We start from the raw sequence: 22539 nt of genomic DNA, 5'->3' as shown, positions 1-22539 counted from the left end.
ACCCGACGAGGGATAAAATTTGGCATTGACTATCAAGCACACTGTTGAGTTCTCAAACAACCGACGCACACCATCCGGTCCCGAGCTTCCGCTCGTTTCCCGTCCGGGGCAGGTCTTCAACCTTACCAGACTCTCTCCGCTGCTCTCAACGCCCTCGCGAGCGTCTCGATCTCCGTCGGAGAGTGGTCCGGCCCACTCCTGGGCGCAGAACGCCCCTGTGAAGGTGAGTGGTGGACCGCCTGGCGGGCCCGGCCACCTCGCGGTGTCCGTTCCTCCCTGCCGGGCGAACTCCGAGAACATTACACGGGTCGGCGGGTGCTGCCAAATCCGCAGGCCGCCGTCTGTCACGGACGGTGTCGTCGCAGGTCAGGGCCGGTTCCGGCCACGCCAGCCGGACGACAGAGGGCTCCGGCGATGTCGCCGGAGCCCTCTGCAGCACCTCGGGCGGGATCCCGCCCCTCGACCTCCGTGCGGGAGCCGCGGGGCGGTCCCGGCACGGGTCACCCCGCGGCGGCCACCGCCAGCGTCCGCTTGCCGCGTCGCAGCACGGCGTAGCGGCCGTGGAGCAGGTCCGCGGCCGTCAGCTCCTGCTCGTCCGAGGTCACCTTCACGTTGTTGACGTAGGCACCGCCCTCGGCCACCGCCCGGCGCGCGGCCGACCTCGAGTCCACCAGGCCCGCCCCCACGAAGACGTCGACCAGCAGGTCCCCCGCCTTCGCCGTCGTGCGCGGAAGCTCCGCCACCGCGCCGGCGAGGGTGGGCTCGTCCAGGTCGCGCAGCTCCCCCTTCCCGAACAGGGCCTGGCTCGCCGCGATCACCGCGTCGGTGGCCCCCTGGCCGTGCACCAGCGTGGTCAGGTCGCCGGCGAGCGCGCGCTGCGCCTCGCGCGCGAACGGGCGCTCGGCCACCGCCTGCTCGAGCTCGCCGATCTCCTCGCGGGAACGGAACGTGAAGACCTTGAGGTACTTCACCACGTCCGCGTCGGCCTGGTTGAGCCAGAACTGGTAGAAGGCGTACGGGCTCGTGAGCTCGGGGTCGAGCCACACCGCACCGCCCTCGGACTTGCCCATCTTGGTGCCGTCCGCCTTGGTGATGAGCGGGGACGTCATCGCGTGGGCGGCCACACCTTCCGTCTTGCGGATCAGCTCGACGCCCGAGAGCAGGTTGCCCCACTGGTCGCTGCCGCCGAGCTGCAGCGTGCACCCGTACCGCGTGTACAGCTCCCGGAAGTCCATGCCCTGCAGCACCTGGTAGCTGAACTCGGTGAAGCTGATGCCCTCGTCCGACTGCAGCCGCCGCGCCACGATGTCCTTCGAGATCATCGTGCCCACACGGAAGTGCCGGCCGACGTCCCGCAGGAAGTCGATCGCCGACATCTGACCCGTCCAGTCGAGGTTGTTCACCATCCGCGCCGCCGAGGCGCCCTCGAAGTCGAGGAACGGCTCGATCTGCCCGCGGATCCTCTCCACCCACTCCGCCACGACGTCACGCGACTGCATCGAGCGCTCGGTCGTCGGGCGCGGGTCACCGATCAGGCCCGTCGCGCCACCGACGAGCGCCAGGGGCCGGTGCCCGGCGAGCTGGAGACGACGCATGTTGAGCAGCTGCACCATGTGTCCGACGTGCAGGCTCTGCGCCGTCGGGTCGAATCCCGCGTAATAGGTGATCGGGCCCTCGGCCAGCGCAGAACGCAGCGCGGCCTCGTCGGTGGTCTGCGCCACCAGGCCCCGCCAGTGCAGCTCGTCGAGAACGTCGGTCACCGTTGTCGCTCCTTGATAGGTCCCACGGCCCGGGCGGGCCGCCGGTCCTAGTCTGCCCGACGACGACCACGGGACCCGCCGTCGTCTCGCGACGGCGCGGCCCACCGCCGCGGCCGCCCTCGGCGCCAGCGCGCCCGGGGGCTCAGCGCCGCCGCGCCGTCACGGCCCGGTACGCCGACACCGTGGGCTCGCCGGCGAGCCAGTACCGCCACGGGAAGAGGTCCGCCCGGCCACCCTCACCGCTCACACCCACACGCGGGCCCACCTCGACCACGCCCTGCGGCCGCTCCCCCGGTACCACCAGCACGACGTCGCCGTCCGGGTCCGTCACGTCAGCCCCGTCGTCGGCCAGAGTCAGCGCGAGCGCCACGGTGAGACGACCAGGCCCCTGCGCGATCTGCCGGTCCGAGCGGCAGACCCCCGCGGTCTCCCGCCGCGCTCGGGCGAGAGCGGCGCCGTCGACCACCTCCCCCGCGCGCAGCAGCACCGCCGACGCCTGGCCCCGCGGACCGCACACCACGTTCACGCAGTGGTGCAGCCCCAGGTGACGGTAGACGTACAGCCGGCCCGGCTCGCCGAACATCGTGGCGTTGCGGGCGCTGCGCCCGCGGTAGGCGTGCGACCCCGGGTCGTGGGCGCCGTCGTAGGCCTCGACCTCGGTGAGCCGCAGCGTCACCGACCCCTCGGGGGTGCGCCGCACGAGGTGGGCGCCCAGCAGGTCGCGCACGACCTCGTGCACGCTCCGGGCGTACCACTGACGGTCCCGGACCTCGCCCAGGACCGGTCCGCCGTGCTCGTCGGTCGCTGGCGTCGTCATCCGGACGACGTTACCGCCCGTGCAGGCCCGAGGGCTGCCCGCCCCGCGCCGTGCCCGGCGCGACGGGCACGACGCCGGACGGCACGACCGCAACCCCAGAGCGGACCGGCACGACGCGCTCGGTGCGCGTCAGCGGCCCGCCCCGCCTGTCGGCAGGCCCGCCAGCGCACGGCCGTACCCGTCGATCAGGACGTCGGCCCGCTCCCGCGTGCGCTCGCGCACGTAGTGGTCCGCCTCGTCCGCCATCCAGGCCAGCCAGTGCGCGCGGGCCTCGTGACCGTCACGCTCCAGCCCCCGCCGCAGGCGCTCGGCGTCGTCGGCCTCCACCCAGACCAGCAGCCGCGGCACCGCGTCGACGCCCCGGGCACCCGCACCGCACCCCTCGACCACCACGAACGGTGCCCGCGGCACCTCGTGCTCCTCGGCGTAGCGGCCCGCCCCCCAGTCGTAGCGCCGGTAACGGCCCGCACGCCCCTCCGCGAAGGGCTCCAGGACCCACTGTGCGAACCGCGCCGCACCGCCGTCGGGCCCCGCCTCCCAGCCCTCGTAGAGATCGTCCATGTGGACCACCGGGGCAGGCTCCGCCTCCCCCAGGCGCGGCGCGAGCTGCGCCGCCAGCGTCGTCTTGCCCGAACCGGCCGGGCCGTCGAGCACGACGAGGAACGGGTGCGCCGACGTGCTGGTGGCCCGGGCCTCCAGGGCCCGGGCCACCAGCGCGTCCAGCACGTCGGGACCGACGCTCACCCGCGCCTCAGCCCTGCGCCCAGAAGCGGTACTCCGTGGACCGCTCCTTGGCCGCCGCGAGCTGCTCCGCGACGCGCGCCGGCGCGGTGCCGCCCACCGCGTCCCGCGACGCGACCGAGCCCTCGACCGTCAGCACCGACCGCACCTGCGGCGTCAGGTGCTCGCTGATCGCCGCCAGGTCGGCGTCCGACAGGTCCCACAGCTCGATCCCGCGCTCCTCGCAGGCCCGCACGCACGCCCCCGCGACCTCGTGCGCCACCCGGAACGGCACGCCCTCGCGCACCAGCCACTCCGCCACGTCCGTCGCGAGGGAGAAGCCCTGCGGCGCCAGCTGCGCCATCCGCTCCGTGTCGAACCGCAGCGTGCGGACCATGCCCGCGAACGCCGGCAGCAGCGTCGTCAGGGCGGTGACCTGGTCGAAGACCGGCTCCTTGTCCTCCTGCAGGTCACGGTTGTACGCCAGCGGCAGGCCCTTGAGCGTGGTCAGCAGGCCCGTCAGGTCGCCGACCAGGCGGCCCGCCTTGCCGCGCGCCAGCTCCGCGACGTCCGGGTTCTTCTTCTGCGGCATGATGCTCGAGCCCGTCGACCACGAGTCGTCGAGCCGCACGAAGCCGAACTCCTTGGTGTTCCAGAGGATGATCTCCTCCGCCAGGCGCGACAGGTCGATGCCGACCATCGCCGCCACGAACGCGAACTCCGCCACCACGTCCCGGGCCGCCGTGCCGTCGATCGAGTTCTCCACCGGGCCGTCGAAGCCCAGGTCCGCCGCCACCGCCTCCGGGTCCAGGCCGAGCGACGAGCCCGCGAGCGCCCCCGACCCGTACGGCGACCGGGCCGCACGCACGTCCCAGTCGATGAACCGGTCGACGTCGCGCAGCAGCGGCCACGCGTGCGCCAGCAGGTGGTGGGCCAGGAGCACCGGCTGGGCGTGCTGCAGGTGCGTGCGCCCCGGCATCACGGCCTCGCCCGCGGCCTCGGCCTGCGTGATCAGCTCGTCGACGACGTCGATCACCTGGGCCGCGATCGTGCGCGCCTGCTCGCGCAGGTAGAGCCGCACGAGCGTGGCGATCTGGTCGTTGCGCGAGCGGCCCGCGCGCAGCTTGCCGCCCAGCTCGGCGCCCGCCCGCTCCAGCAGGCCGCGCTCGAGGGCCGTGTGCACGTCCTCGTCGTCGGGCTGCGGGACGAAGGTCCCCGCCTCGACGTCGGCCGCCAGCACGTCCAGCGCCGCCGTCATCCGGGCCAGCTCGTCGTCGGACAGCAGGCCCGCCCGGTGCAGCACCTTGGCGTGCGCCTGGGAGCCGCGCACGTCATAGCCGGCCAGCGCCCAGTCGAAGTGCGTCGAGCGGGACAGGGCCTGCAGCTCGGGCGAGGGGCCGCCGGCGAACCGGCCGCCCCACAGCGCCGCGCCGCCCTCAGACGCACCGGGCTGCGCCGGTGTCACCGCGTCGTCGTGGTTCGGTGAGGTCATGGCTCAGAGCTCTCCGACGCCGAGGTCCACGCCCTGGCCGAACTTCACGTCGCGGGCCGCGGCGAGCTTGGCCGTCAGGCCGTAGATCTCGATGAAGCCCTTGGCCTGCGACTGGTCGAACGAGTCGCCCTCGTCGTAGGTGGCGAGGTTGAAGTCGTACAGGCTCGCCTCCGAGCGGCGGCCGGTCACCGTGGCACGGCCGCCGTGCAGCACCATGCGCACGTCGCCCGAGACGTACCGCTGCGTGTCGTCGATGAAGACGTCGAGCGAGCGCTTCAGCGGGGAGAACCACATCGCGTCGTAGACCAGCTCCGCCCAGCGCTGCTCGACGCCGCGCTTGAAGCGTGCCTGCTCGCGCTCGAGCGTCACGTTCTCCAGCTCCTGGTGCGCCGCGATCAGGGCGATGGCGCCCGGCGCCTCGTACACCTCCCGGGACTTGATGCCCACCAGGCGGTCCTCGACGATGTCGATCCGGCCCACGCCCTGGGCGCCCGCCCGGCGGTTCATCTCCTGGATGGCCTGCAGCGGCGTCACGGGGACGCCGTCGAGCGCCACCGGCACCCCCTGCTCGAACGTGATGACGACCTCGTCGGCCACCGGCGGGAACGTCGGGTCGTCCGTGTAGGAGTAGACGTCCTTCGTGGGCCCGTTCCAGATGTCCTCGAGGAAGCCCGTCTCGACGGCCCGGCCCCACACGTTCTGGTCGATCGAGAACGGGTTCTTCTTGGTGGTGGCGATCGGCAGGCTGTGCTTCTCGGCGTAGTCGATGGCCTTCTCGCGCGTGAGCGCCAGGTCGCGCACCGGGGCGATCGTCTTCAGGTCGGGAGCGAGCGACGTCGTCGCCACCTCGAAGCGGACCTGGTCGTTGCCCTTGCCCGTGCACCCGTGCGCCACGGTGGTGGCCCCGAACTGGCGCGCGGCACGCACCATGTGCTTGACGATCACGGGCCGGCTCAGCGCCGAGACCAGCGGGTAGCGGCCCTCGTACAGGGCGTTGGCCCGCAGGGCGGGCATGCAGTACTCGGCGGCGAACTCGTCGCGAGCGTCGGCGACGTACGCCTCCACCGCACCGCAGTCCAGGGCGCGCTGGCGGATGACGTTCATGTCCTCGCCGCCCTGGCCGACGTCGACGGCGACGGCCACCACCTCGGCGCCGGTGGCCTCGGCGATCCAGCCGATGGCCACGGAGGTGTCCAGGCCGCCCGAGTAGGCGAGCACGACGCGATCAGTCATGAGGGTCTCTCTCTTCGTCAGTGGTTCGGGGGAAGTCTGTCAGGACGGCGGCGCTCAGGACGGCGTCGCCAGGGCGAGGAAGCGCTGGGCCAGCTCCTCGCCGCCCGCGGGGTCGCGGGCGATGACCAGGATGGTGTCGTCGCCCGCGATGCAGCCGAGCACGCCCGGCAGCACCGAGTGGTCGATGGCCGACCCGAGGTAGTTGGCCGCGCCCGGCGGCGTGCGCAGGACGACCATGTTGGCCGAGGCCTCCGCCGAGACCAGCAGGTCCGCGCACAGACGGGCCAGGCGCGCCGCCACGTACCCCGTGTCCTGGGCAGCCAGGACGCTGCGGTCGCCGCCCTCGCCCGGCACCGCGTACACCAGGGAGCCGGAGGCGGTGCGCACCTTCTCGGCCCGCAGCTCGATCAGGTCGCGCGACAGGGTGGCCTGGGTGACCACGAGCCCCTCGTCCGCCAGGAGGCGGGCCAGCTCCGACTGCGAGTGCACGGCCCCGCGGCGCACCAGCTCGACGATCCGCGCCTGCCGTGCCGCCTTGGTGACCGGGGCGACCGGGCCGCTCGCGTGCGCCGCGCTCATCGCTGCTCCAGCAGCCACGTCAGCAGCGCCTTCTGGGCGTGCAGGCGGTTCTCGGCCTCGTCGAACACGACCGAGCGCGGCCCGTCGATCACGTCCGCGGTGATCTCCTTGCCCCGGTAGGCCGGGAGGCAGTGCAGCACGATCGCGTCGTCCTTCGCGTGCCCGAGCAGGGCGCCGTCGAGCTGGTACGCGGCGAAGGTGCGCGTGCGCTCCGCTGCCTCGTCCTCGTCTCCCATGGAGACCCACGTGTCGGTCGCGACGGCGTCGGCACCCGCGACGGCGGACACCGGGTCGGTGGTGACGACGACCGAGCCGCCCGTCTGCGCCGCGACCTCCTGCGCTCGTGCGACGACGTCGGGGCTCGGCAGGTACCCCTCGGGGCCGGCGATGCGCACGTGCAGGCCCGCCGTCACGCCTCCCAGCAGGTAGCTGTTGGCCATGTTGTTGGCCGCGTCGCCCACGTACGCGAGCACCTGCCCGGGCAGCGCACCCACCCCACCGCGGTGCTGCGCCACGGTGAGCAGGTCCGCCAGCACCTGGCACGGGTGGAAGGCGTCCGTCAGCGCGTTGACCACCGGCACGGCGGAGAACGACGCCATCTCCTCGATGCGCTCCTGCCCGTAGGTGCGCCACACGATCGCGGCGACCTGCCGGTCCAGCACCCGCGTGGTGTCCGCGATCGACTCACGCACCCCCACCTGTGCCAGGTTGCCGTCGACCAGGAGGGGGTAGCCCCCCAGCTCGGCCACGCCCGTGGTGAACGAGACCTGCGTGCGCAGCGTCGGCTTGTCGGTCAGGATCGCCACCGCCCGAGGGCCCGTGAGCGGCTGGCGCACGTGCCGGTCGTCCCGGAACGCCATCGCCAGCTCCAGGACCTCCTTCTGCTCGGCCGGCGTCAGGTCGTCGTCGCGCAGGAAGTGGCGGGGCATCAGGCGTTCTCCTCAGGGCTGGGCGCGGGGCTGGACTCAGAACTGGACTCGGCGGGGCTGCTGGTCGCGGGGGTCTGCGTGGTGGTCGTGGGGACGGCGTCCTCGCCCGCGGGGTCGTCGACCCGCACGGTGGCGAAGAACCGCGCCGCCTCGCGCGCCTGCTCGGACGTGAGGATCAGCGGCGGGGCGAGCCGCACGACGTCGGGCGCCACCGCGTTGACGATGACCCCCGCCCCGAGGGCGGCGGCGGCCACCTGCGCCGCGACCGGCCGGTGCAGCACGACGGCGAGCAGGAGCCCGCGCCCCCGCACCTCGCGTACCAGCGGGGAGCCCGCGGCCTCGATCTCGGTGCGCAGCAGACGACCCACGGTCTCGACGTTCTCCAGGACGCCGTCGCGCTCGATGACGCCGATCGTGGCCAGCGCGGCCGCGGCGGCGACAGGGTTGCCGCCGAAGGTGGTGCCGTGCTGCCCCCGGCCGAGCAGGGTGGCCGCGCGTTCCCCGTAGGCGATGACCGCACCGACGGGGAACCCTCCGCCGAGGCCCTTGGCGAGCGTGACGACGTCGGGCTGGACGCCCCCGCCGATCTCGGGGTGCTGGTGGGCGAACCAGGCGCCTGTCCGCCCCATGCCCGTCTGCACCTCGTCCAGCACCAGCAGCGCACCGGCCTCGGACGTCAGCCGACGCGCGTGAGCCAGGTAGCCAGCGGGCAGCGGGCGCACGCCCGCCTCCCCCTGGACCGGCTCGACGACGAGTGCCGAGACCGGCCCGCGCTCGGCCACCGCCGCCGCGGAGAACGCCTCGTCCAGAGCCGCCGTGTCACCGAACGGCACGTGCTCCACACCGCCCGGCAGCGGCTCGAACGGCTCCCGGTAGGCGGCCTTGTGCGTGAGCGCCAGCGCCCCCATGGAACGGCCGTGGAAGGCACCCTCCAGCGCCAGCACCCTGCCCCCGGGCTGCACCCGCCGCGTCATCTTGAACGCCGCCTCCAGCGCCTCGGTGCCCGAGCTCGTGAAGAACACCCGCGAGCCCTCCGGCGCCCGTGCCAGGTGCAGCAGCCGCTCCGCGAGGGCCACCTGGGTGGGGGTGGCGAAGAAGTTCGACACGTGGCCGAGCGTCCCGAGCTGGGCGCTGACGGCCGCCGTCAGGGTGGGGTGCGCGTGACCGAGCGCGTTGACCGCGATCCCCGCGAGCAGGTCGAGGTACCGCCTGCCGTCGGCGTCCCACACGTACGCACCCTCGCCGCGCACCAGGACGCGCTGCGGCGGGCCGAACGTGTCCATCACGGCACGGGTGTAGCGCTCGGTCCAGCCGGCGACCGTCAGGTCGCCCGCACCGTGCCCGCCGCCGTCGGGCAGCAGGTCCGAGGGCTCGGTCACAGGACCGCTCCTTCCGTCGTCGTGGTGGCCGTGCTCACGGGCCCGGGAACCGCCGACCCGGCAGCCTCGCCCGGCACGACCATCGTGCCGTTGCCCCGCGTGGTGAAGACCTCGAGCAGCACCGAGTGCGGCTGACGCCCGTCGATCACGGTGGCGGCCGGCACGCCGCCCTCGACGGCGCGCAGGCACGCCTCCATCTTCGGGACCATGCCCGCCTCGAGGGACGGCAGCAGCGCCGCCAGGTCGCCGGCGGTGATCTGCTCCACCAGCGACGACCGGTCGGGCCACGAGGTGTACAGCCCTTCGACGTCGGTCAGCACGATGAGCTTCTTGGCGCCGAGCGCGACCGCGAGCGCCGAGGCCGCGGTGTCGGCGTTGACGTTGAGCACCTGCGTGGGGTCCTCGACGTCGGGCGCGATCGTGGAGACGACGGGGATGCGGCCGGCGTCGAGGATGTCCTGCACCGCGGACGGGTTGACGCCGGTGACGTCACCGACCAGGCCGACGTCGACGGGCTCGCCGTCGACGACGGCCGTGCGCCGGGTGGCACGGAAGAGGCCGCCGTCCTCCCCGGACAGGCCCACGGCGAGCGGGCCGTGGGCGTTGACCAGGCCCACCAGCTCGCGGCCCACCTGGCCGGTGAGCACCATCCGGACGACCTCCATCGCCTCGGGCGTGGTGACGCGCAGGCCGCCGCGGAACTCGCTGGGGATGCCGAGGCGGGCGAGCATCGCGTTGATCTGGGGGCCCCCGCCGTGCACGACGACGGGGCGCAGGCCCACCTGGCGCAGGAACACCATGTCCTGCGCGAAGGCGGCCTTGAGCGCGTCGTCGACCATCGCGTTGCCGCCGTACTTGACGACGACGAGCGCGCCGGAGAACTCCTGCAGCCAGGGCAGGGCCTCGACGAGCACCTCGGCCTTCTGGTCGGGGCGCAGGTCGGTGCGGGTGTCGAACGCGTCGGCGGCGGCGTCCAGCACGCCGTTGTGGTCCGTGCTCATGAGGAGTAGGCGCTGTTCTCGTGGACGTAGTCGTGCGTGAGGTCGTTGGTCCAGAGGGTGACCTGGGCGTCGCCGGCGTGGAGGTCGACGTCGACGGCGACCTCGCGGGCAGAGGCGAGGTCGACGAGCTCGCGGGGCTCGCCCACGCCACCCGCGCGGCAGACCTGGACGCCGTTGATCGTGACGTCCAGCGTGAGCGGGTCGAACGGTGCGACGTCCTCGGGCACCGTGCCGACGGCGGACAGCACCCGGCCCCAGTTGGGGTCGTTGCCGAAGATCGCAGCCTTGAAGAGGTTGGAGCGGGAGACGGCCCGGGCGACCGCGAGGGCGGCGTCCTCGGTGGTGGCGCCCCGCACGGTGACGGCGATGTCGTGGCTGGCGCCCTCGGCGTCGGCGACGAGCTGGCGGGCCAGGTCCGCGCAGGCCGCGGTGACGGCCTCCGTCAGCTCCTCCGGCGTGGGTGTCACCCCCGACGCCCCGCTCGCCATGAGCACGACGGTGTCGTTGGTGGACATGCACCCGTCGGAGTCGACCCGGTCGAACGTCACCGCGGTGGCGGCGCGCAGCACGGCGTCGGCCGTGGCGGCGTCGATCGCGGCGTCGGTGGTGAGGACGCAGAGCATGGTGGCCAGGCCCGGGGCGAGCATGCCTGCTCCCTTGGCCATGCCGCCCACGCTCCAGCCGTCCCCCTCCTGGAGGGTCTGCTTGGCGACGGTGTCGGTGGTCATGATGGCGTGCGCCGCCGCGTCCCCGCCCGTGGCGCTGAGCGCCGCGGTGGCGGCGTCGACCCCGGACAGGAGGGCCGGCATCGGCAGGCGGACGCCGATGAGGCCGGTGCTGCACACCAGGACGTCGCCCGCGCCGACGCCGTCGTCGGCACCCACGCCGGCCGCGGTGAGCGCCGCGGCGACGTGCTCGGCCGTGGCGTGGGTGTCGGCGAAGCCCTCGGGGCCGGTGCAGGCGTTCGCGCCGCCGGAGTTGAGGACGACGGCGCGCGCGACGCCGTCCTTGACCGCCTGCCGCGTCCAGGCGACCGGAGCGGCGTGCACGCGGTTGGAGGTCAGCACGGCGGCGGCCACGTGCTGCGGGCCGTCGTTGACGACGAGCGCGACGTCGGGCCGGCCGGAGGTCTTGAGGCCGGCGGCGACGCCCGCGGCGCGGAAGCCGCGCGGGGTGGTGATCGTGCCGGCGGGCGTGGCGGCACGAGCATCTGCCGGCACAGCCTGCACGGCAGGGCTCGGGGCGTGGTCCGTCACGGGGCGACTCCTTCGGTGGGCAGGCCGGTGGTCTCGTCGAGGCCGAGAGCGAGGTTCATGGACTGGATCGCCCCGCCGGCGGTGCCCTTGACGAGGTTGTCGATCGCGGTGACCGTCACGACGCGGCCCGCGGCGGCGTCGACGACGACCTGGACGAGAGCCGCGTTGGCGCCGAGCGTCATCGCCGTCGACGGCCACTGCCCTTCGGGCAGCAGGTGCACGAACGGCTCGTCGGCGTAGGCGGTCTCCCACGCGGGGCGGACCTCGTCGGGGGCGACACCCGGGGCCAGCCGGGCGGTCACGGTGGCGAGGATGCCGCGCGACATGGGCACGAGCGTGGGCGTGAAGCTGATGGTCGCGTCGCCGCCTCCGGCCACGCCCAGGTTCTGCTGGATCTCGGGGACGTGCCGGTGGGTGCCGCCGACGGCGTACGGGGCGGCCGCTCCCAGCCCCTCGCTCGCCAGCAGGTGCGGCTTGAGCGCGCGCCCGGCGCCGGAGTACCCGTTGGCGAGCACCGCGACGACGTCGGTGGGCTCGACCACGCCGGCGGCGACCCCGGGCTGCAGGCCCAGGGTCACGGCCGTGACGTTGCAGCCGGGTACGGCGATGCGGCTCGCGCCCGCGAGGAGGTCCCGCTGGCGGCCGGTCACGCTCCCGGCGCCGTCGCCGTGGAGGAGCTCGGGCAGCCCGTAGGGCCAGGTGCCGGCGTGCGCGGAGCCGTAGAACCGCTCCCAGGCGTCGGGGCTGACGAGCCGGTGGTCCGCGCCCAGGTCGAGCACCAGGACGTCGTCGGGGAGCTGTGCCGCGATCTCGGCGGAGGCGCCGTGCGGCAGCGCGAGGACGACGACGTCGTGGCCCGCGAGCGCCTCGGGGGTGGTGGGCTCCAGCAGGCGGTGGGCCAGGGAGCGCAGGTGCGGGTGCACGCTGCCGAGCGTGGCGCCGGCGTTGCTGTGCGCCGTGAGCGTGCCGACCTCGAGCCGGGGGTGGCGGGCGGCGAGGCGCAGGAGCTCGCCCCCGGCGTAGCCGGAGGCGCCCGCGACGGCGACGCGGAACGGCTTCGTGCTGGACATATGCATGACTATACATACCCATGCATAGTGACTGCTACGCCGCGCCGCAGGACGAGAGGGTCGGCGCAGCACCACCCAGGCACAGCCTCTAGGACTGCTCCCCCACCAGGTCGAGGTACATCACGCGCAGCCCGACGTACCCGTGCGACGGCGAGCGGAACGCCCCGGGCACGATCCCCACGGTACGGAAGCCCAGCGAGCGCCACAGGTGCACCGCCGCCGCGTTGGTCTCCACCACGGCGTTGAACTGGATGCCGCGATACCCCCGCTCCCGGTGCCACGCCACCACGTGCTCCCCCAGGGCGCGGGCCACGCCGCGGCCGCGCGCCTGCGGGGCCACCATGAACGACGCGGTGCCCACGTGGGCGCCGTTGCCCGGGCGGTTCGGGCCCATCTTCGCCGTCCCGAGCACCTCACCGCCGGCCTCGGCCAGCACCGTCGCACCCGGCGGCCGCTCGAGCCACAGCTCCCGGGCGGCCTCGCTCGTCAGGTCGATCGGGTAGGTGTACGTCTCCCCTTCCCGCACCACCGCCTCGACGATCGGCCACAGGGCCGGCCAGTCGGCCTCGGTCGCGGGGCGGACCGTCAGCGCAGGGGCGCCCGGACGCCGGGCTCCGCCGTCGCCGTCGGGCGTGGTACGGGTGCTGCTGTCGGTGCTCACGCCCGCAGGGTATGCAAGCAGCAGCCGGGACCGCCACGACGCCCGGCGACCGGGATCACCTCCGGACCGCCGCGCGGCTAGTCTCGAGAGCATGCGCGCAGTCCAGGCCCGCACCGCGGGCGGCCCCGACGTCCTGGAGCTCACCGACCTGCCCGACCCCGCCCCCGGGCCGGGCGAGCTGCTGGTGCGGGTGGCCGCCGCCGGCGTGAACTTCATCGACACCTACCGACGCAGCGGCGTCTACCCCGTGGACCATCCGCACGTGGTCGGCGTGGAGGGCGCGGGCGTCGTCGAGGCGCTGGGCGACGGCGTCGAAGGGTTCGCCCCGGGCGACCGGGTCGCCTGGAACGAGGCGCCGGGCAGCTACGCCGAGCTGGCGCTCGTCCCCGCGCACAACGCTGTGCACGTACCCGACGGCCTCGACCTGACCACCGCGGCCGCGCTCCCCCTCCAAGGGATGACCGCGCACTACCTGGTCACCTCCACGTTCGCCGTCGCACCCGGGCACGACGTGCTGCTGACCGCCGGGGCGGGCGGCGTCGGCCTGCTGGCCACCCAGCTCGCCACGGCCCGTGGCGGACGCGTGCTGACCACGGTCTCCACGGCCGAGAAGGCCGCGCTCTCCCGCGCCGCGGGCGCCGCGCACACCATCGACTACTCCGCCATGGACGACCTCGCCACGCAGCTGCCCGCCGTCGTCCGCGACCTGACCGACGGGGCCGGCGTCCACGTGGTGTACGACGGCGTCGGCAGGGCCACGTTCGACGCCTCGCTCGCCAGCCTGCGGCCCCGCGGGACGCTCGTGCTGTTCGGCGGGGCGTCCGGCCAGGTACCGCCGTTCGACCCCCAGCGGCTCAACTCGGGCGGCTCCCTGTACCTGACCCGCCCCACCCTCGCGCACCATACGGCCACCCGGACCGAGCTCGAGCGGCGGGCAGGAGAGATCATGGCGGCCGCCGCCTCCGGCGACCTGGACGTGCGGATCGGTGCGACGTACCCGCTCGCGGAGGCCGCCGAGGCCCACCGGGCCCTGGAGGGCCGAGCGACCACCGGCAAGGTGCTCCTGCTCCCGTGAACACGACCCCGTGAGCTCCGCCCCCGGGTCCGGCGCCGCCGCGGGCGGCTCAGACCGTCGGGCTGGGCCAGGTCGGCCGGGTGACGCCCTGGTCGAAGAACAGGAACTCGTGCACCGAGGACAGCTCGAAGGCACGCAGCATCCTGGCGCGCTCCGCGGGTGACGCCCAGCGCGCCGCCTCGTCGACGAGGGCGCGCGCCCGGGCCGCCGACTCCTGGAACCCCGGGTCGGCGTAGGTGCCGATCCAGGCCCCGTAGGGGTGGGCGGCCAGCCCCTGCGGCCCCACCGCCGCCTGGTCCAGGAGCACCTCGCCCACGTGGGCGTACAGCCAGTAGCAGGGCAGGAGCGCCGCGACCGCCTCGCCGTAGGAGCCGGACGCCGCCTGGTGCAGGTGCCCGGTGTAGGCGGCCGTGACGGGCGAGGGCTCGACGTCGGCCTCCTGGCCGCGGGAGCCCAGCCAGTCGCGGTGCAGCTGGGTCTCGACCTCGACGGCCTGGAGCGCGGAGCGCGCGAAGAACGACTGGGCCGCCGTGTCCGGCGCCAGCTGGGCCGCCCGGGACAGGACGCGCGAGTACTCCCGCAGGTAGGCGGCGTCCTGGGCGAGGTAGAACGTGAAGCTCTCCGCCGGCAGGCTCCCGTCGGCCAGCGCGACGATGAACGGCATGCGCTCGACGGCGTCGCGCCAGGGGGCCACGAGGTCCCAGGCTTCCGTGCAGAAGGTGGTGGTGGGCGTGACGACAGCGCTCATGGCGACATCCCTTCGCGAGTACGAGCTCGAGCAGGTTCGACGGGTCTGATCTCAGCCCTCGGTGCGGGGCACCCCGTGTCGCGCCCGACGCTAGCAGAGGCCAGCGCCACGGTGCGGTCGCTGACGGCAGCGCCGCGAGCATGTATCTTGACGTCGAGATACTCGACATCAAGACAGGAGTTCCCGTGCCCGACTGGTCCCCCACCGCCTACCTGCAGTTCACGGACGAGCGCTCCCGGCCCTTCCACGACCTGCTCTCCCGGGTCCGCACAGAGCCCGCCACGATCGTCGACCTCGGCTGCGGCCCAGGCCACCTCACCACCGTGCTGCGCACCCGGTGGCCCGCCGCTACCGTCGTCGGCCTCGACTCCTCCCCCGCCATGATCGAGCGGGCCCGGGCGCACGAGCCCCAGGACGGCGTCCGCTACGAGCTGGCCGACCTGCGCGACGTCGCCCACCGCCGAGGCCCCGTCACCGGCGCCGACCTCGTCGTCAGCAACGCCGCGCTCCAGTGGGCCCCCGACCACCGCGAGCTCCTCGCGCCCCTGGCCGCCACCGCCGCCCAGACGTTCGCCTTCCAGGTGCCGGGCAACCACGACGCGCCCAGTCACCTCCTGCTCCGCGAGGTCGCCGCACGCAGCCCCTACACCGACGTCGTCGGCCCCGTCCCGCGCCGTGCCACCGCCGACCCCGCCGAGTACCTCGACCTGCTGGCAGCCCCCGGCTGGCAGGTCGACGCCTGGGAGACGACCTACACCCACGTGCTGCACGGTCCCGACCCCGTGCTCCGATGGATCTCCGCCACCGGCGCCCAGCCCGTGCTCCACGCGCTCCAGGCCCACGACCCGGCGTTGCGCGCCCGGTTCGAGGCCGAGTACGGAGCCGCCCTGCGCGAGGCGTACCCCGAACACCCGTGGGGCACCCCCCTGCAGTTCCGGCGCGTCTTCGTCGTCGCGACGCGCACCTGAGCCCGGCGCCGCCGCACGGGGGCAGCAGGCACGGGGCACAGGACACAGGACACAGGGCACGGGGCACGGGGCACGGGGTACGGGGCACGGGGTACGGCCGAGACGCACGAGGGGCCGGGCGCGGCTCGTGCCGCACCCGGCCCCTCCAGGCCTTCTGGCCCGCCCGACCTCATGGGCCGGACGAGCCGCAGCCTCAGCGACCCGTGAGGTCTGCCGCCAGCGGGTCGCCCTCACCGGCGGGCAGCACGCGCAGCCGGCGCGCCGTCGCGGGCGCCCCGCCCGACGACCCACCCGCCCCGGCGGCCAGCTCGCGCAGCGACTGCGGGGTGTCGTGCGTGACACGCACGAACCAGCCAGAGCACGCGTCGAGCTCCCCGCGGGCCACCGCCACCACGACGTCCACGGTGCGCTCCACCGGCGTCCAGTCCGTCCGGCCCTCGTGCATCGCCATCGAAGCCGTCATGTCGGTGGCGACGACACCCGGGGCCACCTCGAACGTCCGCAGCCCCCGGTCGAACCCGGTCGCGTGCAGGTGAGCTCCCAGACGCGCCAGCGCCGTCTTGCTCGCGTTGTAGGCGCTCGCCACCCGCATGTCGTGGCTCGAGGCCCCTGAGGCCAGGTCGACCACCCGGCCGCCACCGCGCGCGAGCATGCCCGGCACCACCGCGTGGGCCAGCAGGAACGGGCCGCGCACGTTGACCTCCATCGTGCGCCACCACTGCTCCGGGTCCGCCTCCCAGGCCGGCACCTCGGCGTCGACGACACCGGCGGCGTTGACCAGCAGGTCCACCCCGCCCAGCTCCGCCTCCGCCTCCGCGACCGCCGCCCGGACCTGGCCCGCGTCGGTGACCTCGGCCGGCAGCACGACCGCCCGCCGGCCGGCGTCGCGCACCCCCGCCGCGACGGCGTCGAGCGCCGTACGGTCCCGCGCCACCAGCGCGACGTCGAGACCCGCCTCGGCGAGCCCCAGGGCCAGCGACCGCCCGATGCCCCGGGAGGCACCCGTGACCAGCGCGGTGCGCGCCGGCGCCACCTCGACCACCTCAGCCACGGAGCACCGCCCCGACGCGCTCCGCCGCCGCGACGACGCCCTCGCGCACGCCGCGGACGTCGTCGGCCGTCAGCGTCCGGTCCGCGGCGCGCAGTCGGACCGAGCACGCCAGCGACTTCTTGCCCTCGCCGACCTGCTCGCCCGTGAAGACGTCGAACAGCGCCACGTCCTCCAGCAGCTCGCCCGCCCCGGCAGCGACCGCCGCGACGACGTCGGCGGCCGGCACACCGGCGTCCACCACGAACGCGAAGTCCTCCTTCGCCGCCGGGAACGCCGAGACCGCGGTGGCCTGCACGGGCTCGCCGCTCGCGGCGGCCACGAGCGCGGACAGGTCCACCTCGAACGCCACGGCACGGGCCGGCAGCCCCAGCCGCTCGACCACCTTGGGGTGCAGCTCGCCGGCGTGACCCACCACCGTGCCGCCCGGGACCACCAGGCGGGCGCACCGGCCCGGGTGCCACGGCATCGTCTCGGTGTCCGCCTCGACCGACACCGCCACTCCCGCGCGCTCGGCCACGAGCCGGGCGACCTCGATCGCGTCGGCCCAGTCGGCGGTGCGGCCAGCGCCCCACCAACCCGCGTGGTCGCGGCGGCCCGTGAGCACGCCCGCCACGTGCCGCGGCTGGGCTGGGACGGCCGCCTCGAGCGCCGCCAGCTCCTCCGCCGAGGGGCGACGGCCCACCGGCAGCTGGGGCGCCACGGGCGCGTCCTCGCCCGGCAGCGTGACCAGGCCCGTCTCGAAGACCGCGACGTCGGGCAGGCCGCGCGCCACGTTGCGGCGCGCGGTCTCCAGCAGCGTCACGAGCAACGAGGTCCGCATGAGCGGGCGGTCGTCCGCCAACGGGTTGGCCAGCCGCACCGCACGGCGGCGCGGATCGCTCTCGGGCAGGCCGAGCGCGTCCAGCTCCGCCTCTCCCACGAACGGGTACGACAAGGTCTCGACCAGACCCGCCTCGGCGAGAGCCCGGGCCACGGAGCGGCGCGTGCGCTGCTCCGCCGTCAGGCCTCGTCCCCCCGGCGCGGCCGGCACCGTCGACGGGATGCGGTCGTAGCCGGCGATCCGCACGACCTCCTCGACCAGCGCCACCCCCTCGGTCAGGTCGGGCCGCCACGTGGGCGGGATGACGAGCACGGAGTCGGCGTCCGGCCCCGGCGAGACACCGGCACCGATCTGCTCCAGGATCTCGACGACCTGCTCGCGCGGGTACTCGACACCGGCCGTGCGCGACGGCAGGCCCAGCGGGAACGTGATCGGGGCCGGACCCTTGGTGGTGTCCAGGTCCCCCACCGCCGGGTCCGCGGTGCCACCGCCGTGCTCCACCAGCAGGTCCACCACACGCTGGGCCGCGACGGCGGGCAGGCGCGGGTCCACGCCGCGCTCGAAACGCTTGGCGGCCTCCGAGGGCAGCTTGTGCCGGCGCGCGGTGCGCGCCACCGTGACGGGGTCGAAGTGCGCCGCCTCCACCAGCACGTCCGTGGTCGCCTCGGTGACCTCGGACGACGCACCACCCATCACGCCGGCCAGGCCGAGCACGCGCGAGCCGCGAGCACCCCCCGGGGAGTCGGTGATGAGCAGGTCCTCCGGGTCGAGCGTGCGCGCGACGTCGTCGAGGGTGGTGAGCCTCTCCCCCGGTGCGGCACGACGCACCACGATCGGCGCGACGACCTGGCCCAGGTCGTAGGCGTGCAGCGGCTGCCCCAGGTCCAGCATCACGTAGTTCGTGACGTCGACGGCGAGCGAGATCGACCGCACGCCCGACCCCTCCAGCCGGCGCTTCATCCACGCCGGCGTCGGTGCGGACGGGTCGATGCCCCGCACGATCCGGGTGACGAACCGGTCGCAGCCGGTCACGCCGTGGATCGGTGCGGCGTCGTCGACCTCCACGGGGAACCCGGCGTCGTTCGGCGACGGCGGCGGGGTGGGCAGGCTCGCGACCAGGCCCGGGTCCGTGAACCGCGCACCGGTGGCGTGCGCGTACTCGCGGGCGACGCCGCGGTAGCTGAACGCGTAGCCGCGGTCGGGCGTCACGTTGATCTCGAGCACCTCGTCGCCCAGGCCCAGGAGCGCGACGGCGTCCTGTCCCGGCGCGAGGTCCGCCTCGGCGAACCCGAGGCGCGGCAGCACGATGATCCCGTCGTGGTCCTCACCCAGGCCCAGCTCCCGCTGGGAGCAGATCATGCCGTCGGACACGTGGCCGTACGTCTTGCGGCTCGCGATCGGGAACGGGCCGGGCAGCACCGCGCCGGGCAGCGCGACGACGACGAGGTCGCCGACGTCGAAGTTCTGCGCGCCGCACACGATGCCCCGCGGCGTGCCGCCCTCGGACGCCGGGACGCCGTCGACGTTGTGCGCGCCGACGTCGACCTGGCACCAGTTGATCGTCTTGCCGTTCTTCTGCGGCTCCGGGACGCGCTCGAGCACCCGGCCCACCACGAGGGGGCCGGTGACGGCGGCACCGTGCACCGCCTCCTCCTCCAGGCCCACGCGCACCAGGTCGGCCGCGAGCTGCTCGGCGGTCAGGCCCTCGGGGAGCTCGACGTGGTCGCCGAGCCACTCCGTGACGACGAGAGGCATCAGATCTCCGTCCCGAACTGGGTGGAGAAGCGCACGTCGCCCTCCACGATGTCGTGCATGTCAGCGATCGCGTGGCGCAGCATGAGCGTGCGCTCGATGCCCATGCCGAACGCGAAGCCCTGGTACTCCTCGGGGTCCACGCCGGCAGCGCGCAGCACGTTGGGGTGCACCATGCCGCAGCCGCCCCACTCGATCCACCCGGCCCCGCCCTTCTTCTGCGGGAACCACAGGTCCATCTCGGCGGACGGCTCCGTGAACGGGAAGAAGCTGGGCCGCAGGCGGGTGCGCGCCTCCGGGCCGAACATGGCCCGGGCGAACGCGTCGAGCGTGCCGACCAGGTTCGCCATCGTCAGGCCCTTGTCGATCGCGAGGCCCTCGACCTGGTGGAACACCGGCGTGTGCGTCGCGTCGAGCGCGTCCGTGCGGAACACCTTGCCGGGGCACGCGACGTACAGGGGCACGCCGCGTGCCAGGAGCGAGCGCGCCTGCACCGGGGACGTGTGGGTGCGCAGCACGAGGTTCTTGCCACCGTCCACGTAGAAGGTGTCCTGCATCTGGCGCGCCGGGTGGTCGGGGCCGAAGTTCAGCGCGTCGAAGTTGAACCACTCGGCCTCGAGCTCGGGGCCGTCGGCGATCTCCCAGCCCATGCCCACGAAGAAGTCGGCGATGCGCTCCTGGATCGTCTCGATCGGGTGGCGCGCGCCGACGGGGCGGCGCCCGGCCGGCAGCGTGACGTCGACCGCCTCCTCGCGCAGCACGCGCTCGTCGCGCTCCGCCTCGAGCTCGGCCTGCCGGGCGGCGATCGCCTGGGCGACACGGCCACGACGCGGCCCCACGTTCTTGCCCGCGGCGGACTTGTCCGGCCCGGGCAGCGCGCCGATCGCGCGGTTGGCGAGCGCGAGGGCGCTGCGGTCGCCGGTGTGCCGGCTGCGCACGGCCTTGAGGGCCTCGAGGTCGGTCGCGGCGGCGACGTCGGCCAGCGCGGCCTCGACGGCGGCGTCGAGCGCGGCGACGTCGAGCGGGGACGGGCCCTCGGGCAAGGGCTCGGCAGGAGCAGACATGGTGCCTTCCGCTGGTCGGGACGGGTGTCGGGGGCCGTCGTGCACGCCCCGAGGGCGCGCGTGGAGGGCCGGGGCCAGTCTAGGTGCCGGACCGCCCGGCCCCGCCCCCCGTCCCACGCCGGTCAGCCTCCCGCCCCGCCCCCGAGGCGCACCGCGGCGACGGACGTGTGCAGCGGACCTCCTGACCGGCCCGCCCCGAGCTCCGACGCCACGACGTGGACGACGCCGACCTCCCACACAGGGCCCCGGTAGACCGCGAGCGCGCGGGCCCACGCCGGGAGCGGGCCGCCGTCGGGCCGGCTGCGCGGGCGGCGGGAACCACCGCGCTGCGGCAGACCGCGCGACGCGGAGGTCCGGGCGAGCGTCAGGTGGGGGCGCCCGCCCGCGCGGTCGTCCGCACGGAAGCCGGCCTCCGCCGCGGCCTGCTCGGCAGCCGCGGCGAGGACGCGCAGCCCGGCCGCACCCTCGGCCACGCCGGCCCACAGGGTGCGCCCGCCGAACGAGCCGCCGCCCCCGAGCGCGACGTCGAACGGGGCGACCTCGGACAGCGCCGGAGCCAGCGCCGCGAGGTAGGCCGGCACCGCGCCGTCGGGCACCTCGCCGTGGAAGGCCAGCGTGAGGTGGCGCTGCTCCTTGGGGACCCACCGCAGCCCCGGTCCCGGGTCCGCGACCGCGGGACCACCGAGGCCGCCGAGGGCCAGGTCCAGGTGGGCGGACGCCTGCGCGGAGGGGTAGACGGCGGTGAAGAGACGCACCCGCCGATCGTGCACCGCCGGGCGTGTGCCGGCGACCTGCCCGGCCGGGCGAGGGCGCTCAGCGCCGACGACGCCGCACGGCCCACGCCACGGCCAGGGCCACCACCGCCAGAGCGGCCTGCCCGCCGAGCACGATGCGCGTCACGTCGACCGCCGGCTCCCACCGGGCGCCCGACTCGTCCAGCACGTACGCCCCCACCGGGCGCGAGCGCTGCAGCAGGCCCAGGCCGCCGCCCGAGCCGTTCGCCCCGCCACCGGTGCCGTCCCCGCCGCCACCGCCACCGCTGCTCCACACGCGCGCGACGGGGACGAGCAACGTCCCGTCCCGCTCGACGGGGGCGCCGAACACGTCGCGGACGGTGGCGCCGTCGGCGATCTTCTGGCTGATGCGCTGGAGGTCAGGAACCGAGGCCATGCCTCGAGACTAGGGTGCGCCGGGCCCGGGGGCCCGTGATCAGCGCTGGGCGCGTCCGGAGGCGTACAGGCACACGGTGGCTGCGGTCGCCAGGTTGAGCGACTCGGCCCTGCCCCGGATCGGCACGCGCACGACGGCGTCGGCGAGCGCGCGGTCGGCCTCGGGCAGGCCCCACGCCTCGTTGCCGAACACCCACGCGGTCGACGCCGCGAGGTCCGGGACGCCGGCTGCCCGCTGCTCGGCGCCCGCCGGACCCGCGACGTCGAGCAGGTCGTCGAGGTCCAGCTCGCCAGCACCGTCGGCGGCCAGCACCGTCAGCCCCCGGGCGTGGACCGCCTCGACGACCTGCTCCAGCGCGACGCCGGACACCACGGGGAGATGGAAGAGCGAGCCGGCCGTGGAGCGCACCACCTTGGGGTTGTGCACGTCGACGCTCTCCCCGGCCAGCACCACCAGGTCGGCCCCCGCGGCGTCGGCCGCGCGGACGACCGTCCCCGCGTTGCCGGGGTCGCGCACCGTGGCGAGCACCGCCACCAGCAGCGACCGTCGGCGCCCGCCGTCCGGGTCCTCGAGGGCGCCCAGCGCCTCCTCGAGCGACAGGACGGTGGAACGGACCACCGCCAGCACGCCCTGGGCGTCCGCGCTCATCGCCTCCAGCACCTCACGGGTGCCGAGGTGCACGCGCACGCCCGCCGACGTCGCCGCCTCGACGATCTCGCCGTACCGCGTCGCCGCCGCGGGCGTCAGGTACACGTCACGCACGTCCGCCGGGGCGAAGCGGACGGCTTCGCGCACACCCTGCGGCCCCTCGACCAGGAACTGGCCGTGCCGCAGACGCGCCGGACGCCCGGACAGCGCCCGCACCTGCTTGACGCGGTCGGCTCGCGGGTTCGCGAGCGTCACGTCGTGCGGTGCGGTGCCCGGCGGCGTGGGAGCCGCCGGGGCCGTCCGGGCGTCCGGGGTGCTCAAGTGGGGCAACTGGCTGTGCCGAGGC

The 22539-nt window shown here is 74.8% G+C and carries 21 protein-coding genes and 1 riboswitch; of the genes, 2 read left to right on the top strand and 19 right to left on the bottom strand.

What is annotated here, in order from left to right:
- Positions 1–500 precede the first annotated feature (500 nt).
- From tyrS to DNL40_RS03800, 12 genes are all read right to left on the bottom strand, one after another.
- A complete protein-coding gene (gene tyrS / locus DNL40_RS03855; RefSeq protein ID WP_111249848.1) occupies positions 501–1760 on the bottom strand; it encodes a tyrosine--tRNA ligase in 1260 nt (419 codons plus the stop codon).
- 142 nt (positions 1761–1902) lie between these two features.
- Positions 1903–2577, bottom strand: a complete 675-nt coding sequence (locus tag DNL40_RS03850) for a DNA-3-methyladenine glycosylase (RefSeq protein WP_111249847.1) — start codon at positions 2575–2577, stop codon at positions 1903–1905.
- Between the two features lie 129 nt (positions 2578–2706).
- Complete coding sequence (locus DNL40_RS03845; protein WP_111249846.1) at positions 2707–3321, bottom strand: uridine kinase family protein; 615 nt, start codon at positions 3319–3321, stop codon at positions 2707–2709.
- A gap of 7 nt (positions 3322–3328) precedes the next feature.
- Positions 3329–4789 (bottom strand): argininosuccinate lyase, encoded by a 1461-nt coding sequence (argH, locus tag DNL40_RS03840; RefSeq protein WP_245885613.1) that lies wholly within the window; start codon positions 4787–4789, stop codon positions 3329–3331.
- A gap of 3 nt (positions 4790–4792) precedes the next feature.
- Positions 4793–6022: an argininosuccinate synthase gene (locus DNL40_RS03835; RefSeq protein WP_111249845.1), complete on the bottom strand. Its 1230-nt coding sequence runs from the start codon at positions 6020–6022 to the stop codon at positions 4793–4795.
- 54 nt (positions 6023–6076) lie between these two features.
- A complete protein-coding gene (locus DNL40_RS03830; protein WP_111249844.1) occupies positions 6077–6601 on the bottom strand; it encodes an arginine repressor in 525 nt (174 codons plus the stop codon).
- Entirely contained in the window at positions 6598–7530 is a 933-nt protein-coding gene (argF, locus tag DNL40_RS03825) for an ornithine carbamoyltransferase (RefSeq protein ID WP_111249843.1), read from the bottom strand. Before argF ends, DNL40_RS03830 begins: the two co-directional genes overlap by 4 nt.
- Positions 7530–8888 (bottom strand): acetylornithine transaminase, encoded by a 1359-nt coding sequence (locus DNL40_RS03820; protein WP_425450755.1) that lies wholly within the window; start codon positions 8886–8888, stop codon positions 7530–7532. The genes argF and DNL40_RS03820 overlap by 1 nt, the downstream gene beginning before the upstream one ends.
- Before the next feature lie 17 nt (positions 8889–8905).
- Positions 8906–9910, bottom strand: coding sequence for an acetylglutamate kinase (gene argB, locus DNL40_RS03815; protein ID WP_111249841.1), 1005 nt, complete (start codon positions 9908–9910; stop codon positions 8906–8908).
- Entirely contained in the window at positions 9907–11130 is a 1224-nt protein-coding gene (gene argJ, locus DNL40_RS03810) for a bifunctional glutamate N-acetyltransferase/amino-acid acetyltransferase ArgJ (RefSeq protein WP_111249942.1), read from the bottom strand. Before argJ ends, argB begins: the two co-directional genes overlap by 4 nt.
- Before the next feature lie 32 nt (positions 11131–11162).
- On the bottom strand, positions 11163–12236 hold the full coding sequence (gene argC / locus DNL40_RS03805; RefSeq protein WP_425450747.1) for an N-acetyl-gamma-glutamyl-phosphate reductase: 1074 nt from the start codon (positions 12234–12236) through the stop codon (positions 11163–11165).
- Positions 12237–12324: 88 nt separating this feature from the next.
- Entirely contained in the window at positions 12325–12897 is a 573-nt protein-coding gene (locus DNL40_RS03800) for a GNAT family N-acetyltransferase (RefSeq protein ID WP_342766630.1), read from the bottom strand.
- A gap of 91 nt (positions 12898–12988) precedes the next feature.
- Here DNL40_RS03800 and DNL40_RS03795 point away from each other — a divergent pair, with 91 nt between their 5' ends.
- A complete protein-coding gene (locus DNL40_RS03795) occupies positions 12989–13972 on the top strand; it encodes a quinone oxidoreductase family protein (RefSeq protein ID WP_111249838.1) in 984 nt (327 codons plus the stop codon).
- 49 nt (positions 13973–14021) lie between these two features.
- Here the strand turns inward: DNL40_RS03795 and DNL40_RS03790 are convergent, their stop codons facing one another.
- Positions 14022–14720, bottom strand: a complete 699-nt coding sequence (locus tag DNL40_RS03790; protein WP_111249837.1) for a TenA family protein — start codon at positions 14718–14720, stop codon at positions 14022–14024.
- Positions 14711–14806, bottom strand: a riboswitch (TPP riboswitch). Its footprint overlaps the gene before it by 10 nt.
- Before the next feature lie 99 nt (positions 14807–14905).
- On the opposite strand from DNL40_RS03790, the gene DNL40_RS03785 reads away from it, so the two are divergent.
- Positions 14906–15688, top strand: a complete 783-nt coding sequence (locus DNL40_RS03785) for a methyltransferase domain-containing protein (RefSeq protein WP_111249836.1) — start codon at positions 14906–14908, stop codon at positions 15686–15688.
- Between the two features lie 193 nt (positions 15689–15881).
- Here DNL40_RS03785 and DNL40_RS03780 read toward each other — a convergent pair whose 3' ends face one another.
- From DNL40_RS03780 to DNL40_RS03755, 6 genes are all read right to left on the bottom strand, one after another.
- A complete protein-coding gene (locus DNL40_RS03780) occupies positions 15882–16739 on the bottom strand; it encodes an SDR family NAD(P)-dependent oxidoreductase (RefSeq protein ID WP_111249835.1) in 858 nt (285 codons plus the stop codon).
- On the bottom strand, positions 16732–19314 hold the full coding sequence (gene pheT, locus DNL40_RS03775; protein ID WP_111249834.1) for a phenylalanine--tRNA ligase subunit beta: 2583 nt from the start codon (positions 19312–19314) through the stop codon (positions 16732–16734). Before pheT ends, DNL40_RS03780 begins: the two co-directional genes overlap by 8 nt.
- Positions 19314–20375 (bottom strand): phenylalanine--tRNA ligase subunit alpha, encoded by a 1062-nt coding sequence (pheS, locus tag DNL40_RS03770; protein ID WP_111249833.1) that lies wholly within the window; start codon positions 20373–20375, stop codon positions 19314–19316. The genes pheT and pheS overlap by 1 nt, the downstream gene beginning before the upstream one ends.
- A 122-nt stretch (positions 20376–20497) precedes the next feature.
- Positions 20498–21130, bottom strand: coding sequence for an RNA 2',3'-cyclic phosphodiesterase (gene thpR / locus DNL40_RS03765; protein ID WP_111249832.1), 633 nt, complete (start codon positions 21128–21130; stop codon positions 20498–20500).
- Positions 21131–21188: 58 nt separating this feature from the next.
- Entirely contained in the window at positions 21189–21545 is a 357-nt protein-coding gene (locus tag DNL40_RS03760) for a sporulation protein (RefSeq protein WP_111249831.1), read from the bottom strand.
- Between the two features lie 39 nt (positions 21546–21584).
- A complete protein-coding gene (locus DNL40_RS03755) occupies positions 21585–22514 on the bottom strand; it encodes a TrmH family RNA methyltransferase (RefSeq protein WP_111249830.1) in 930 nt (309 codons plus the stop codon).
- Positions 22515–22539 lie beyond the last annotated feature (25 nt).

The organism is Xylanimonas oleitrophica (assembly GCF_003244315.1).
Taxonomy (GTDB): Bacteria; Actinomycetota; Actinomycetes; order Actinomycetales; family Cellulomonadaceae; genus Xylanimonas_A; species Xylanimonas_A oleitrophica.
The sequence above is the reverse complement of the archived record's forward strand: the minus strand, read 5'-3'. Positions and strand labels throughout refer to the sequence as shown.

What these genes read in the sequence shown, in the direction of transcription:
- argB (WP_111249841.1), bottom strand. Translation starts at nt 9,910, where the DNA reads ATGAGCACGGACCACAACGGCGTGCTGGACGCCGCCGCCGACGCGTTC.
- DNL40_RS03835 (WP_111249845.1), bottom strand. Translation starts at nt 6,022, where the DNA reads ATGACTGATCGCGTCGTGCTCGCCTACTCGGGCGGCCTGGACACCTCC.
- pheS (WP_111249833.1), bottom strand. Translation starts at nt 20,375, where the DNA reads ATGTCTGCTCCTGCCGAGCCCTTGCCCGAGGGCCCGTCCCCGCTCGAC.
- argH (WP_245885613.1), bottom strand. Translation starts at nt 4,789, where the DNA reads ATGACCTCACCGAACCACGACGACGCGGTGACACCGGCGCAGCCCGGT.
- DNL40_RS03795 (WP_111249838.1), top strand. Translation starts at nt 12,989, where the DNA reads ATGCGCGCAGTCCAGGCCCGCACCGCGGGCGGCCCCGACGTCCTGGAG.
- DNL40_RS03850 (WP_111249847.1), bottom strand. Translation starts at nt 2,577, where the DNA reads ATGACGACGCCAGCGACCGACGAGCACGGCGGACCGGTCCTGGGCGAG.
- pheT (WP_111249834.1), bottom strand. Translation starts at nt 19,314, where the DNA reads ATGCCTCTCGTCGTCACGGAGTGGCTCGGCGACCACGTCGAGCTCCCC.
- DNL40_RS03830 (WP_111249844.1), bottom strand. Translation starts at nt 6,601, where the DNA reads ATGAGCGCGGCGCACGCGAGCGGCCCGGTCGCCCCGGTCACCAAGGCG.
- DNL40_RS03790 (WP_111249837.1), bottom strand. Translation starts at nt 14,720, where the DNA reads ATGAGCGCTGTCGTCACGCCCACCACCACCTTCTGCACGGAAGCCTGG.
- argC (WP_425450747.1), bottom strand. Translation starts at nt 12,236, where the DNA reads ATGTCCAGCACGAAGCCGTTCCGCGTCGCCGTCGCGGGCGCCTCCGGC.
- DNL40_RS03760 (WP_111249831.1), bottom strand. Translation starts at nt 21,545, where the DNA reads ATGGCCTCGGTTCCTGACCTCCAGCGCATCAGCCAGAAGATCGCCGAC.
- argF (WP_111249843.1), bottom strand. Translation starts at nt 7,530, where the DNA reads ATGCCCCGCCACTTCCTGCGCGACGACGACCTGACGCCGGCCGAGCAG.